This window comes from Geitlerinema calcuttense NRMC-F 0142, assembly GCF_030285425.1.
Window position 1 is genome coordinate 1 of record NZ_JASVEJ010000017.1, and the last position, 13,971, is coordinate 13,971.

Here is a 13,971-nt window from a genome sequence, read left to right on the forward strand (position 1 = left end):
CTAACTCCCTTCTTACCCCAACCCCCAACTCCTAACTCCCAACTCCCTTCTTCCCCCAACCCCAACTCCCAACTCCCAATCCCTTCTCCCTCTAAGTATGCATAGCCCGTGCGAGTTCTGCGGCGACTTCGGGGCGAGAGAACTCTGGTGGGGGGAGTTCGCCGCGACGGAGCATTTCCCGTACCTTGGTTCCGGATAGGTGAATGCGCTGTTCTGGCTTGCTGGGGCTGGTTTTGGTAGTGGCCATCCCTTTAGAAATGGTGCAGTAGAAGGCGTGTTCAAACTTCATCGGCGTAATGCCTAATTCGCCCGGTTCAAATTCATCGAAAATATATTGAGCGTCGTAGTGCCGTAGTAGTCGCCAACGCCTGCGTGGTCGCGTCCAACGATAAAGTGGGTGCAACCGTAGTTTTTGCGGACGATGGCGTGGAAAATGGCTTCGCGCGGGCCTGCATAGCGCATCGCCGCCGGGTTAATCGCTAAAATTACCCGGTCTTTGGGATAGTAATGTTCGAGGATGATTTCGTAACAGCGCATTCGCACGTCTGCGGGGATATCATCTTCTTTGGTTGCACCGACTAGGGGATGCAAAATAGCCCATCCACGGTTTCTAAGGCGCATTTTTGAATATATTCGTGGGCGCGGTGGATGGGGTTGCGGGTTTGGAAACCAACGACAGTCTGCCAGCCTTTTTCGCGGAACATTTGGCGGGAGACGGCCGGATCGATTTGATAGATGGGAAATTGGGGATGGGGATCGCGTTCTAGTAGCCAGATGTCGCCAGCGAGGTTGACTTCGCCTTGTTCGTAAACGACCTTGACGCCGGGGTGTTTGTCTTCGTCGGTGAGATAGACGTGGGTAGCTTCTTTAACTTTGTCGTAGTGGTATTTTTCGGTCAGTTCAAGAATACCCACCATGCGTCCGGTTGCATCATCAAGCCGAATGAGCGATCCTTCATTGAGGGGTTGAGCCGTTTCTTCGCTAACGGATAGGGTAATGGGGATAGACCAGGGTAAACCGTTCGCCAGACGCATATCGGTGACGACGGTTTGATAGTCTTGCGATCCCATAAATCCAGTCAGGGGACTAAAACCGCCAATGGCGATCATCACCAGGTCGGAAAATGTGCGTTCATCCAGCGAGATGCGGGGAAGGGTTTCTGCTTTGGAGAGAAAGACTTCTTTTTGCTCGGAGTTAACAATCCGATTCACTAGCACGCCGCCGTGTGCGGGAATGTTGTCTAGGTGACGACTCATTGTAGGTTCGTTCGATTATGCGCTTAGGGATTCCAATGTTTCATCCTACCAAGATGCGATCGCCAATTGCGATCTTTTAGCGAGTTCGGGTAGAGAGCCGCGCTTCTACCCGAAAAGTCACTCAAGTGGTGTATTCGGCGTTGATCTTCACGTAGTCGTAACTGAGGTCGCATCCCCAAGCTTTGCTGCTACCGGGGCCATCGCCAACTTTGACGGAAATTAAGACGGTATCTTCTTTGAGGTACTCGCCTGCTGCGGCTTGTCTCATGTAGTTGCTGGCCGCATTGCGGTCAAAGGGGAGGGGTTGACCGTTTTCCATGAGCAGAAAGTCGCCTAATTTGACTTGGAGGTCTTCTGGGTTGAAATGAACGCCCGCACGTCCGGCGGCGGCGGCAATTCGGCCCCAGTTGGGGTCGCGACCAAAAATGGCGGATTTCACTAGGGAAGACCCGACGATGGTTTTGGCAATTTGACGGGCTGATTTTTCGTCGGCTGTGCCTGTGACTTGCACTTCTACTAGACAGGTTGCGCCTTCTCCATCGCGGGCGATCGCTTTGGCTAAATATTGACAGACGGCGGTTAACATGGCTTCTAGCTTATCGGCTTCGGGCCCCTGTTCGGTAATGGCGGGGGTGCGCGACTCGCCGTTGGCTAAGGCAATTAAGGTGTCGTTGGTGCTGGTATCGCCATCGACGGTAATTTGATTGAAACTGCGATCGGCGGCGCGGCCCAGCATTTCTTGCCACAGATGGGGAGAAACGGCGGCGTCGCAGGTGACGAAGGCCAGCAGGGTGGCCATGTTGGGGTGGATCATCCCCGATCCTTTACAAATTCCGCCGATGCGAACGGTGCGATCGCCAATGGTGGTTTCTAAGGCGATGGTTTTGGGGACGAGATCGGTGGTCATAATCGCTCTGGCAGTGGCGTCAGAACCCTCGCTAGATAAGGATGCTACTAGATTGGGGATGCCAGCCACCAGCTTATCCATTTTGATGCGTTGCCCGATCACGCCTGTGGAGGCGAGAAGGATCTGATTGGGGGCTAAATTTAGGGCATCTCCTAACGCTGTAGCACTCTCTAAGGCGTCTTTCCATCCCTGTTCGCCTGTGGCGGCGTTGGCTTGTCCAGAGTTGCATAAGATGGCTCTGGCGCTATGCTTGGCTTGCAGTTGTTGGCGACAATAATCGACGCAGGCCGCCCGGACAATACAAGTCGTGAACACCCCGGCTGCGATCGCATCTACATCCGACAAAATTAACGCTAAATCGGGTTGTCCTGAAGGTTTCAAACCCGCTGTAATCCCGGCGGCCCGATACCCTCTCGGTGCCGTTACTCCCCCGCTAATCTCATGCCATTCAGACACCTAGCGCCTCCCCCTGTTTGTCACTGCTGTTTGAGAGGCGATTATACCAACTTCTGAAGAGTCTGCTCTGTTGCAAAAGGATAAAAAAAAAGGAGAGCCACATGACTCTCCCTACCATCAGGGTGCATCTACTTATCACATTATTACATCAAGAGGATGGGGGGCGTAACCCCCTATTGTGTTTTTTTGGCAAAGTTGAAAACCCCTTAAATGTAGTTTTCTTGAATTTCTTTTTCAGTAGAAATACGATAAACAATCGCGTATTTTGCTCAAAGCTAAAATATTCTGACATAACCTTCAACCATCTTCAGTGAAAGCGCGGAATTAGAGAACCGTAGAAGCGCGGTTTTTCTTAAAATAAATTCAACTTTTAATCTCAAAATTCAGTGAAATTGCGGATAAAAATAGGGCTGGATCGCCAAGAAATCCAACCCTTTTTAAGTCTGAGAATTTCGACAATTTTCAGCCCCAGCAGGCAGTCAACGCCTTAGCCGTTCAGCTTTTGGGCTAATAACTGGTTCGTTAATTTCGGGTCAGCGCGGCCGCTGGTTTTCTTCATCACCTGTCCGACAAAGAAGCCCAGAAGTTTCGTTTTGCCACCGCGATACTGTTCCAACTCCTTGGGATGGGCTGCAATCACCTCATCGATGGCTGATTCCAAGGCCGCAGTATCCGAAATTTGAGTTAATCCCTTACCTTCGACCAATTCCTTCGCCGAACCCCCTTTTTCTAGCAGTTCCGGCAGGATATCCTTAGCAATTTTACTGCTAATCGTATTGGCTTCAATCAATTGCACCAATTCCGCCAAAATCAAAGGCTTCAGGGCAATTTGAGCAATGGTCAGCTTTTGAGCGTTCATATAACCCGCAATATCTCCCATCACCCAGTTTGCGACTAACTTCGGGTTGGCCTTGGCAGCGATCGCCGCTTCAAAGTATTCTGCAACAAAACGGTCATCGGTCAGTACCCGCGCATCGTAAGGCGATAGCCCTAACTCATTTTCATAGCGGTGGCGTTTTTGCGCCGGAAGTTCCGGTAACTCCGACTGCCATTGTTGCAACTGTTCCACCGAAACTTCAATAGGCGGTAAGTCCGGTTCGGGGAAATAGCGATAGTCGCTAGAACCCTCCTTACTCCGCATACTAATGGTTCGTTGCGCCCCTTCTTCCCACAGACGCGTTTCTTGGATAATTCTTTCTCCGGCTTCAAGGGCTGCGGTTTGCCGTTCAATTTCGTACTCAATGGCGCGTTGAATGGCGTTAAAGGAGTTCATATTTTTAATTTCGACCTTAGTGCCAAACTCCTTTTGACCCACAGGACGAACCGAAATATTGACATCGCAACGCAGAGAACCCTCTTGCATATTACCATCGCTAACCCCCAGATAGCGGAGGATGCGGCGCAACTCTTGGGCGTATTCGGCCGCCTCTTGACCCGAACGCATATCCGGTTCCGAGACAATTTCCACCAAAGGCACGCCCGCCCGATTGTAGTCTACCAAAGAGTAGGTGGAACCCGAAAGGCGATCGCTCCCACCATGCACCAACTTGCCAGCATCCTCTTCCATGTGCAAGCGCGTAATCCCAATCTTCTTACGGACGGGGTTGCCTGCATCATCGCTTAACTCAATTTCTAGCCAGCCATGTTCGGCGATGGGTAAGTCAAACTGAGAAATTTGGTAATTTTTGGGTAAGTCAGGATAGAAATACTGCTTGCGGTCAAATTTACTGTATTTGGCAATTTCGCAGTTGAGGGCTAAACCCGCCTTGACTGCGTATTCCAGCACTTTCTGGTTGAGTACGGGCAACACTCCCGGCATCCCCATACAAATCGGGTCAATATTTGTATTGGGCGTTGCACCAAATTCCGTGGAAGAACTGGAGAAGATTTTAGTTTGGGTACTCAACTGACAGTGAGTTTCCAGACCAATTACTGCTTCGTACTGAGTTTTAACAGGTGTAGCCGTGGTCATAGAATATTTTAATGCTTTACCACAATAGGCTTCTATTTTAACGGCTAGAGATTGCGCCTTAGCGGTTTACAGGAAGCCGAATCGAATAAAATCAACAAATGACTCGAACTCCCCACGACCAATTCGCCAAACAGTATCTTGCGGAACTCTTATCCGCTTTGGGAGAGGTGAATGTGGGACGCGAAGTTTCCCCAGAAGTTCGCGAAGTTGATATAACGATGACCAGGAATTGCTTATGAACTTATCACCAGCGTATCTCCAATGGCGGGAAGCGACGTTACAAGAAGGTCAGCAAGAAGGCCGTCAGCAGATGGTGGAAAACTTTCTGAGGGCGCGGTTTGGTGAAATTGATGTGACTTTATCCCCTATCGTTGCACCTCTGTTACAGTTGCCGCCTGAAGAGTTGGCCCCCTTGTTACTAACCTTATCTCGCGAGGAGTTGATAGCCAGATTTGGAGAATAAAGGGGCCTGTAGCCCCAATCTTAATTAGGCAATGGGTTCTGGAGTTTTGAAGGCGGGAATCACTTGTCCATCTACTTTTGGCAGAGTGACTTCTAATAATGCGGCAATCGTTGGGGCAAAATCTAGGATAGAAATGGGGGCTTCTAACTGTCCGGGGGCGATACCAGGGCCGTAAGCAAATAATAGACCGTCGGGTTTATGGTCGCCTGTGCGAACGCCTGGGAAGACTTTTTCCAGGGTGCCAATTTTGGGCGAGGAGACTTGGGCAATGGGGGCTTCTCGGTTCCACTCGACGAGTAAGTCTGGGAAGTGGTCGAGATATTCGCCTTGGTAGTGGTCTTGGGTTTTTAAAACGCGTTTGACGATGGGTTGACCTGTTTTGACGTTAATAATGTCCATTAAGTCTTGGGTCAACTGCTGGCAATAGGCTTCGTACTCAGCGCCGGGATGAATTTTCCCGTTGGGTTCGCGCCCGACTAGGTTGATGCGAATTCCCCCGTAAACATCGTTATTCGGCAGGGTGAAGCACTTGCGGTTGCTGGTATCCGGTTCTTGGAGGGCGTGGCGAATGGGTTTGTCGCTTTTCCAGAGGCGATCGCGCATAGGCGGCCAAATATATTTTCGCAGAGGTTGCATGAAATGGCGAATAATGGGTTTTTTCTCCCAAGAGGAGTTGAGGGCTTTGGCGACTTGTCGTTGTACCGCAGGCGTTTTTACCTTTTCTAAGCGACAGAGGATTTCATCGAGTAGGAAGGTTCCATCGTAGTGAGGCCCCATCCCGTGACTGGCGAGGACAAAGACGGTGGTATCGGAGTCAATTTGTTGGAGTAAATCGCCAATGGCTTTATCGATGGCAATATAGATATCTTGAATGGGGTTGCCGACAGCTTGCGCGATCGCGCTATCGTATTTAGGATGAGTCGGATCGTTGAGATGCCAGCACTGATGACCGACGCAGTGGCTTTCAGCAAATACGGTCATAAATAAGTCCCATTTCTCTTGTTGGAGAAATTGACTGGATAATTGGGCTTTCTTTTGGGTTCGCTCAATTAAGTTATTGCGAAATTGGGTAAATCCTTCTACATTACGGGTAATTCGGTTGCAATAGCCGATGGGATCTCGACCGTATTTGGCTTCAATTTCGCTGGCTAGGGATGTAGGCCAAGTATATAACCGATCCGGTAAATCGGGGTCATGGGTTCCCCAATCGACAATTTGAATCCCATTTAAGTTTTCTGAAGGGGGAATGCGAGGAACGTCGATAATGGCGACTCTACGACCTGCGCGACTAATCGTATCCCAAAACAGTTCTGATTTAAAGTCAAACACGCTATAGCGTTCGGTTCGATAGGTTCCAGGTCGTAATTGCGAGTAGCAGTAACAACCGTGTTGGGTTGGGGAGAGTCCGGTTGCGAAAGACGGCCAAATGGAACCTACGTAAAAGCCGACGGGACTGGTGGTTGGCGTCCAAGCGGCGGTGTTTAAAAGGGATTGGAAGGTGGGTAATAAACCGGATTTTGCCCAGAGTAAGATTAAATCTTTGTCTGCTGCATCAATGCCAATAAAAGCAACTTTAGAGGGACGGGTCATTGATTTGTCCTGAGTGTTGAAAAAGGGGGATTTACTGGGTACTAAAGCTCAATTTTCTAAGCTGATTTATCCTGAATTTTCATTAAATTGCACGGCAATTTCTGCACTTGGTTCTAATCTAGGCGCTTTTTGAGGAAATGTCACGTTCTGGTTCAGCTTTTTTAGGAAATAGGTTCAATAGATAATAGAAGGGACTCAGCAAGCTACTCTGTAAAAATTCCCATTCGCAGGTTGCTACTAAATCAGTTTGAGGATAACGGCGAGATTTGAGCCAATGTTGCAGAAGGCGTTTGCTACTCCCTAAAATCATTCGCAGAAATATCAAGGGTTTCTGCCAATGTTTAGCATTCAACATTCGCAGGTAACAAAGGCATAGACTAGACCCTCGAATCAGGGAAACTAGATAAGATTTTTCGAGGCGATGCGGGGGGATTTGATGATAGGTGTGCATGGCGGAATTGTACCAAATTTCCCAACCCGCACGGTGAATATAGAGTAAGGCTTCGTAGTCTTCTCCCGCAAGCATGGAACCTTGAATTCGACCGACTAAATGCAGGCGTTTGGGAACGTTATCTAGCCAGACTTGACGGCGAACGACTAAGGCGGCCCCTGGCGGTAGGCTAAGATGTTGGGGTTGATATAAATGGGGTTCCGAACCGCGTTCGCGAATGGCGAGAAAGGATTCTATTCGCTTAAAGTTAGTGGGGGGAGAAATTGCAAATTCTCCGTGAATTTGTCCGCCAAATGCTCCAGCTTGGGGATGGTTTTGGGCAAATTGGTAAGCTTGGGCAACCCAGTCAGGATCGGGATGATTATCGTCATCTAAGAAAGCAACTAGTTCGCCTTGGGCTTCAGTAATTCCTCGGTTTCTCGCAAAGGCTAATCCTTGTTCGGGTTCAAAACAATAACGGAGTGGATAGGGAAAGTTCCAGTTTTGTTGAATGGCTTGAATGAGGGCAGCAGTGGAATCTGTGCTATTATTATCAATGATGAGAATTTCCCAGCTAAAGCGGTCTGTATCGAATTGCGATCGCAATTTTTCTAAAAGCTTGGGTAAGCGGTCTGCACCATTATAAGTCGGGATGGCCACACTCAAGTCAAAAGTCATGTTCTGGTGCCTAAATAGCGAATTTTCCACAAGAAGAAAGGACTGAGCAAGGTACTTAATAAAAGCTCTCGTTCGCATCGGGCAATCGTATCTTGAGAATCTCTGCTACAGGACTGAAAATAATGCTTGACCAGTTTGAGCAGATCGGCAACAAAATAGACTAAAGAAGCAATTGGTTTTTGCCAGCTTTTCAACCTCAACATCCGAATATGATAGCGACTTAAGCCAATACAGCGGACTAAAGATACTAAGTAATCTACTTCTAAACGCCAACTGGGAATATGGTGATACAAGCGCATTTCTGGGTTATACCAAATGTCCCAACCCGCCCGTTGAATGTATAACAACGCCTCAAGGTCTTCGCTGGCCAGTCCGGCTTCTCGTCCCTTATGATTGAGGAATAGCCGCTTGGGAACAGCGCTTAACCACACCTGTTTCTGTACCACTAACCCCGCACTGGGGGGTAAAATCTTGCTTTGAGGCGTGTAGCAGTAGGCGCGATCGCCCCGTTCGACAATGGCTAGCAAACACGCTATCTTTTGAAAATTAGTGGGTGGATCGCTCTCAAAAGATCCGTGAATTTGCCCCCCGTATGCGCCCACTTCTGGATGTGCCCGATGGAAGCCAATAGCCGCCGCCACCCAGTCGCTAGCCGGCCAGTTATCATCATCTAAAAAGCCAATCAGTTCGCCTTGGGCTTCTTCTACAGCCTTTTGTCGGGCAAAAGCCGCCCCTTGTTCGGGTTCAAAACAGTAGCGCAATTGGCTGTGCTGCGGCCAAATCGCTTGATATTCTCGAACAATCTCCGCCGTGCGATCGCTACTGTTATTATCAACAACCAGAATCTCGCCAAAATGACTCGGAAGGTTGAGTTCTAACAGTGCAGGATGGGTAAAGCAATCTTGCAAACACTGAAGCACTCTATGCAAGCGTGTTTCCCCGTTATACGTGGGAATGGCGACTGTAAAAAAGACCATATCGTCATCGGTGAACATCTGACTCGAACCTTGCCTTACTCCCCTCACCTCTAGAAAAAGATGGGGGATGAGAGCGTTTTTGCAACTCATTTAGACTCGCGCTTACTGGGTTGCTGGCTTCAATCCAAACGGATCGGAGAACATCAACTTCAAAGCATTTCAGTAGAATTTCGGAAACTATGTGTAGCGATTCTCCCTAGCTTGTCGCGATCGCGAGCATCAAATCACTCTATCGTTTGGTCTGTTTCAGGGAACTGGGGCAAGCCATCTTATCAAGGATCGCTGTAAGCAAGTCTCTCAAAGCTATTTGTAGAATAATCTACCCAATCCCGGAGTGGCAAGAGCATCGTCCCGTGAAATCCCTCAATTCGATAGAATAGCAGCGATTCGCCGTTTCCCTGGAATCCTCAGCCGCTTTGAGTTATGAAACTTCTTAAACAAATTGCCCTCACCTTCCGCCTGATTAAGTTTGAACGCTTTTTGGGTTCGCTGTTTTACTCCTTTCAACGCGATTGGTTAGAACGACAGTATTCCCCCCCTCCAACCCCAACCTTGGTACAATCTCCAGGCGGGTTGATTCAAGCAGAAGCTAGAGAACGGGGCGCTGATTGCCAGTTTGAACGCGCCGAATTAGAGATTACCTTTCTCACCCCCGAACTGGTTCGCCTAGAGTGGAAACCCGGAAAACCGCCCCTCCCCTATGGCATTGCTAAACAGGATTGGCCGGAAGTCGAAAGCCATCTAGAACAAGCTGCTGAGGGGTGGAGGCTGACCAGTTCTCACCTCAAAATTGAGATTCTTAACGACGGACATCTGAAATTTGCCACCCCGGAGGGACAAACCCTGCGCGAAGAACTCCCCCCGCAACAGTTAGGGGAAATGCGGATTCATCAAGCGCGTTTGCGTCCCGAAGAATGCATCTATGGCTTAGGGGAACGCGCCGCCTCGCTAGACTTGCGCCGTCCGAAAACCGAAGGCCAGAATATCCCGGCTTATCGGATGTGGAACTATGATGCGGGAGGGGTTTATACTTCAGGCACCGATCCGCTTTACCTGTGCATCCCGGTTTATCTGGGATTGCATCGCCAAGGAAGCTATCTGGTTTTCTACGAAAATCCCCATCCAGCTAATTTCAGCTTTGAAGCTACCGCCACTGCTAGTTTTGAAGGCGGGAGTTTATGCTATTACTTTACGTCAGGAACCCCTGCCCAACTCCTCGAACGCTATACCGAACTCACCGGAAAGCCTCCGCTTCCCCCGCGTTGGGCCTTTGGCTATCATCAGTCTCGGTGGGGATATGGTACGCAAGCAGCAGTACAAGAGACGGTTGAATCCTTTATTCAACGCGATCTTCCGATTAGCGCGGTTCACCTGGATATTGATTGTCAGGATAACTTTCGCGCCTTTACGGTCGATCCAGATAGGTTTCCCAATATTAAAACTTTGACGGCAAACTTAGCAGCCAGAAGCATTCAACTGATTACGATTCTTAACCCTGGCATTAAAGCCAGCCGTAAGAGTAAGCTGTTTCAAGAAGGGCGAATGCAAAAATTCTTCTGTAGCGATCGCCAAGGGAATCTGATTCTAGGCCCAGTTTGGCCGGGGATGTCTGCGTTTCCAGACTTTAGTAACCCCGATGTTCGTCACTGGTGGACGCGCCAGTATGAATATTTACTGGATTTAGGGATTCGAGGATTTTGGCATGATATGAATGAACCGGGGATTTTTACCCTCTGGGGCGATCCTTCGTTACCGCCGCAGGCGACGCAGCATAGCATGGAAGGGAGGGGTGGAAACCACCAAGAGGTGCATAATCTCTATGGGATGTTGCAGGCGATCGCAGCTTATGATGCCTTACGAGAGTATTCTCCGCAAATTCGACCGTTTGTGATTTCTCGCGCCGGATGGGCGGGGTTACAACGCTATGCTTGGACGTGGACGGGCGATGTTCAAACCAGTTGGGAAGGGTTGCGTCAAACGGTTCCCACAGTCTTAGGAATGGGATTATCGGGGATACCCTACACGGGGCCCGATATCGGCGGGTTTAAGGGGAACCCGTCCCCAGAGTTATACTTGCGTTGGTTCCAAATGGCGGCGTTTCTGCCGTTTTGTCGCACTCACTCGGCGAATAATGTCAAGCATCGCACGCCCTGGATGTATGGCGAACCCTATTTAAGCCTCATTCGCGAGTTGTTGCGGCTGCGCTATCGCTTATTACCGTTTTTTTACACGCTAGCCTGGGAAATGACCCAAACCGGACATCCGATGGTGCGTCCGCTATTCTGGCTAGATCCTACCGATGTGCGACTGTGGAGTGTGGATGATGCGTTTTTAGTAGGCGATGCACTTTTGGTCTGTCCCATTTTGGCAGAGGGAGTGCGATCGCGCCAAGTGATTCTTCCGAAAGGGGAGTGGTATCAATTCTGGGACGATATCCCCGTAGGTGACAGCGAAACCCTTACCCTAGACGCGCCTTTAGAAACCATTCCGCTTTTAGTGAAAGCGGGAACAATTCTGGCAATGGAGGAAAATCAGCAACTCATCTTGCACCTCTACCCCTCCAGCGAAGGAAGCTGCATGGGTCAAGTTTACAGCGATGCTGGTGATGGGTATGGCGAATGGCGCGTAGACCGTTTTCAACTTCACTGCACGGGTGCAGAAATGACTCTAACCTGGCAAAGTGAGGGCAACTTTGAATTTCCCTACCATCGGCTTAAAATCCAGTTCCACGGTATCCAGCCTCAGCAAGCTTGGATTGAAGGTCAAGACCTGCCTATCCTAGAAAATAGCATTGAGTGCGATTCCTGCAAGGTTTTATTTTCTAAGACGATGTAGCGGTTTTGTTTCAGATGAAACCAGCCAATGCTATAAACTTGTCACCCCAAACAGGTTCTTGAGGCGCTTGCGAACCCAAATGACTGGGTTTTTATCATCTTCGTCATCATCAACTAAACCCATTTCCCGAAGCTGCTTCTGGCGTTCGGCGAGTTCTTCGCGATGTCGGGCCAGTTCTTGGATAATGGCTTCAGTTAGTTCTGGGTGTTCGCGCAGCAGTTTTTCAAAAGCCAGATTATTAATTGCAAATAATAGCGTCTCTTCGGTTGCCCGAATTGTGGCGGTTCGGGGAATGCCTAACATTAAGGATAATTCGCCAAAGAACTTACCTGGCCCCAGGGTGGTTAAATGCTTGCCAATCTTTTCGACATAGACTTCCACTTCACCGGACAGAATAATATAGAAGGCATCGCCCGGATCGCCTTCTCGAAAGAGAACCTGGGAGGAAGAAAGGCGCTTGCGATAGCCAATTTCAATCATTTGGCGCAACTCTAAGTCATTGAGGTTTTGAAAATAGACGACTTCGTGCAGGAGTTGGCGCAGCGATAAGGGTTTTTTAGGTTTTTCGAGTTCTGGGAGTGAGGAGACGGGATGATGGTTATTAGTAGAATAAGTGGGGGTGAGAACTTCAGGATTTCGCAACCATAAATCGCGCTGCGGGAAGGGAATGCTAATGCCTTGCTGTCTGAGTTGATACTCGATTATAAAATTAATGGAACTGCGAATAATGGGGGAGAGGTCGATGCGGTTGACCCAAACCCAAAGTTCAAAATTCAAGGCGTTATCGCCAAAGCCTTTAAAGATGACTCGCGGGGCTGGATCGTGCAATACTGAAGCATCCGCATAGGCACAGTTTAATAGGGTTTCTGTGACTAAAACGGGGTCGGTTCCATAGGCGACGCCAACGGGAATTTGAACGCGGGCGGTAAAGGTATCATAACTCCAGTTGAGGACTTGATTTTCGACCAGTTGGCTATTGGGAACGACGACATCTCCGCCTTCGCGGGTGCGAATTACCGTGGCGCGTAAGGAAATTTCTTTGATATAGCCAGAAAGTCCGGCAAATTCTATAAAGTCCCCGACTTTTAGCTTGCGTTCTAGAAGCAGGGTGAGTCCGCTAGTAAAGTTCTTGGTGAGCGATTGTAACCCTAAACCAATCCCCACGCCAAGACCTCCTGCAAGAACGGCGAGGGAGGCGAGGTTAAAGCCTTGGGTTTGCAGCAAAACGAGGATGCTCAGGGTTCCTATACCATAACTGATGATGGTGGCGATCGCTTCTCGGTTGCCTTCGTCAATTTTGAATTTGGAGAGGAGGCGATATTTAAGAAATCCTTTGAGATTTCGACAAATAAATATAATTAGAAATAAAGCAAATAAAATCTGACAAATTACATTCAGAGTGATTGAAGTTTCTCCAAGGGAGAGAATTTCAGCGTTAAATAAGTTCGCAGTTCTCTGAACAATAGACTCAATCAGATTATTCATGGGTTGAGAGACTCAACTTCCTGTTTAGAGAGGATGGATATTTTAAGCGCGGTTGAATCATATAACAAAGTGCTGAGTCAAAAACGAGTCAGATTCTTGTTAATCGTTCAGCTTGATGGCTACAGCTATAATATTTGCAGGGAGTCTTGAGAAAAATCAAAGATTTGCCCTCGTTTGACAAAGCCCTGAAATCCATCTTCTATTGCATTGGGTAAAACTCCTGGCTGATAGTGGTATAACCACATTTTGCGTTTAATTTCGGCTGGAAGTTGGCAAAGATCTTGATAGTGGGCATGTACTTTACTGGGATATTTAGCTGTTTCTGTATCTTGAAAAATGAGATCGGCTTGTTCGTACAAGTTCCAAACGCATTCTAGGGCAAACTGAATATCTGAAGTAAAGAAAACTTTGGTTTGACCCAGTTTAAAGAATAATCCATAACTGGGTACCGTAAATTGACCGTTATGAATATGCTTAACTCGGACTAGCTTAAATTCAATATCCGACCACTGAAAAGATTGCTCAAGGGGAACCGGACAGACCTGAAAAAAGGTATTTAATTGAGCAATAGAGCCTTCAATTGAAGCCATGCCACCCGCTAATGTTTTTTCCCACAAATCCCCTGCTAAATCTTCACTAATATAGAGATTTGGAGAAGAACAATTGGGGTCAAATTTTGTGGCAAAACCAATGTATTCTAAGCCGCCTGAGTGATCGGAATGAAGATGACTAATATAGATGTCGGTGATATCTCGATGGGAAAATCCGGCTGCGTGCAGAGATAAACGGATATCAGTGCCACAATCAATCAGTAATTTCTGATTTTGCGAGTTAATTAACAAGAGATTAGATTGAAAGTTATCAGCACCCACTGTAAAGGCTGAACCTGAACCTAAAAAGATTAATTGCGTCATGGGGCTAG

General features: G+C 48.4%; 10 protein-coding genes and 1 pseudogene. 3 read left to right on the forward strand and 8 right to left on the reverse strand.

Annotation, left to right across the window (positions count from 1 at the left end; genetic code table 11):
• Positions 1-91: 91 nt before the first annotated feature.
• The 3 genes and pseudogenes from sat to gatB form a co-directional block, all read right to left on the reverse strand.
• Positions 92-1,256: pseudogene (sat, locus tag QQ055_RS04215) on the reverse strand (sulfate adenylyltransferase).
• A 121-nt stretch (positions 1,257-1,377) separates the two neighbouring features.
• The gene (gene argJ / locus QQ055_RS04220) at positions 1,378-2,619 is read right to left on the reverse strand and encodes a bifunctional ornithine acetyltransferase/N-acetylglutamate synthase (protein ID WP_284474383.1); all 1,242 of its coding nucleotides are present in this window, start codon (positions 2,617-2,619) and stop codon (positions 1,378-1,380) included.
• Between the two features lie 487 nt (positions 2,620-3,106).
• Complete coding sequence (gene gatB, locus QQ055_RS04225) at positions 3,107-4,591, reverse strand: Asp-tRNA(Asn)/Glu-tRNA(Gln) amidotransferase subunit GatB (protein ID WP_283362006.1); 1,485 nt, start codon at positions 4,589-4,591, stop codon at positions 3,107-3,109.
• Between the two features lie 98 nt (positions 4,592-4,689).
• Between gatB and QQ055_RS04230 the strand changes: the two genes are divergently transcribed.
• Positions 4,690-4,830 carry a hypothetical protein gene (locus tag QQ055_RS04230; protein ID WP_284474384.1) on the forward strand — a complete coding sequence of 47 codons (141 nt, stop codon included), beginning with the start codon at positions 4,690-4,692 and terminating at the stop codon, positions 4,828-4,830.
• A complete protein-coding gene (locus QQ055_RS04235) occupies positions 4,827-5,054 on the forward strand; it encodes a hypothetical protein (RefSeq protein WP_284474385.1) in 228 nt (75 codons plus the stop codon). Before QQ055_RS04230 ends, QQ055_RS04235 begins: the two co-directional genes overlap by 4 nt.
• 24 nt (positions 5,055-5,078) lie before the next feature.
• Here QQ055_RS04235 and QQ055_RS04240 read toward each other — a convergent pair whose 3' ends face one another.
• The 3 genes from QQ055_RS04240 to hpsE (QQ055_RS04250) form a co-directional block, all read right to left on the reverse strand.
• On the reverse strand, positions 5,079-6,644 hold the full coding sequence (locus QQ055_RS04240; RefSeq protein ID WP_284474386.1) for an alkaline phosphatase family protein: 1,566 nt from the start codon (positions 6,642-6,644) through the stop codon (positions 5,079-5,081).
• 118 nt (positions 6,645-6,762) lie between these two features.
• Positions 6,763-7,752 carry a hormogonium polysaccharide biosynthesis glycosyltransferase HpsE gene (gene hpsE / locus QQ055_RS04245; protein ID WP_284474387.1) on the reverse strand — a complete coding sequence of 330 codons (990 nt, stop codon included), beginning with the start codon at positions 7,750-7,752 and terminating at the stop codon, positions 6,763-6,765.
• Positions 7,749-8,747: a hormogonium polysaccharide biosynthesis glycosyltransferase HpsE gene (gene hpsE / locus QQ055_RS04250; RefSeq protein WP_284474388.1), complete on the reverse strand. Its 999-nt coding sequence runs from the start codon at positions 8,745-8,747 to the stop codon at positions 7,749-7,751. Before hpsE (QQ055_RS04250) ends, hpsE (QQ055_RS04245) begins: the two co-directional genes overlap by 4 nt.
• Before the next feature lie 405 nt (positions 8,748-9,152).
• Between hpsE (QQ055_RS04250) and QQ055_RS04255 the strand changes: the two genes are divergently transcribed.
• Positions 9,153-11,564, forward strand: a complete 2,412-nt coding sequence (locus QQ055_RS04255) for a glycoside hydrolase family 31 protein (protein ID WP_284474389.1) — start codon at positions 9,153-9,155, stop codon at positions 11,562-11,564.
• Positions 11,565-11,594: 30 nt separating this feature from the next.
• On the opposite strand, the gene QQ055_RS04260 is transcribed toward QQ055_RS04255, so the two are convergent.
• Positions 11,595-13,049, reverse strand: a complete 1,455-nt coding sequence (locus QQ055_RS04260) for a cyclic nucleotide-binding domain-containing protein (protein WP_284474390.1) — start codon at positions 13,047-13,049, stop codon at positions 11,595-11,597.
• Between the two features lie 125 nt (positions 13,050-13,174).
• A complete protein-coding gene (locus QQ055_RS04265) occupies positions 13,175-13,963 on the reverse strand; it encodes an MBL fold metallo-hydrolase (RefSeq protein WP_284474391.1) in 789 nt (262 codons plus the stop codon).
• Positions 13,964-13,971 lie beyond the last annotated feature (8 nt).

Bases quoted from the DNA above. Each gene is read 5' to 3' on its own strand.
- gatB (WP_283362006.1), bottom strand. From the start codon at position 4,591: ATGACCACGGCTACACCTGTTAAAACTCAGTACGAAGCAGTAATTGGT.
- QQ055_RS04230 (WP_284474384.1), top strand. From the start codon at position 4,690: ATGACTCGAACTCCCCACGACCAATTCGCCAAACAGTATCTTGCGGAA.
- QQ055_RS04235 (WP_284474385.1), top strand. From the start codon at position 4,827: ATGAACTTATCACCAGCGTATCTCCAATGGCGGGAAGCGACGTTACAA.
- QQ055_RS04240 (WP_284474386.1), bottom strand. From the start codon at position 6,644: ATGACCCGTCCCTCTAAAGTTGCTTTTATTGGCATTGATGCAGCAGAC.
- hpsE (WP_284474387.1), bottom strand. From the start codon at position 7,752: ATGACTTTTGACTTGAGTGTGGCCATCCCGACTTATAATGGTGCAGAC.
- hpsE (WP_284474388.1), bottom strand. From the start codon at position 8,747: ATGTTCACCGATGACGATATGGTCTTTTTTACAGTCGCCATTCCCACG.
- QQ055_RS04255 (WP_284474389.1), top strand. From the start codon at position 9,153: ATGAAACTTCTTAAACAAATTGCCCTCACCTTCCGCCTGATTAAGTTT.
- QQ055_RS04260 (WP_284474390.1), bottom strand. From the start codon at position 13,049: ATGAATAATCTGATTGAGTCTATTGTTCAGAGAACTGCGAACTTATTT.
- QQ055_RS04265 (WP_284474391.1), bottom strand. From the start codon at position 13,963: ATGACGCAATTAATCTTTTTAGGTTCAGGTTCAGCCTTTACAGTGGGT.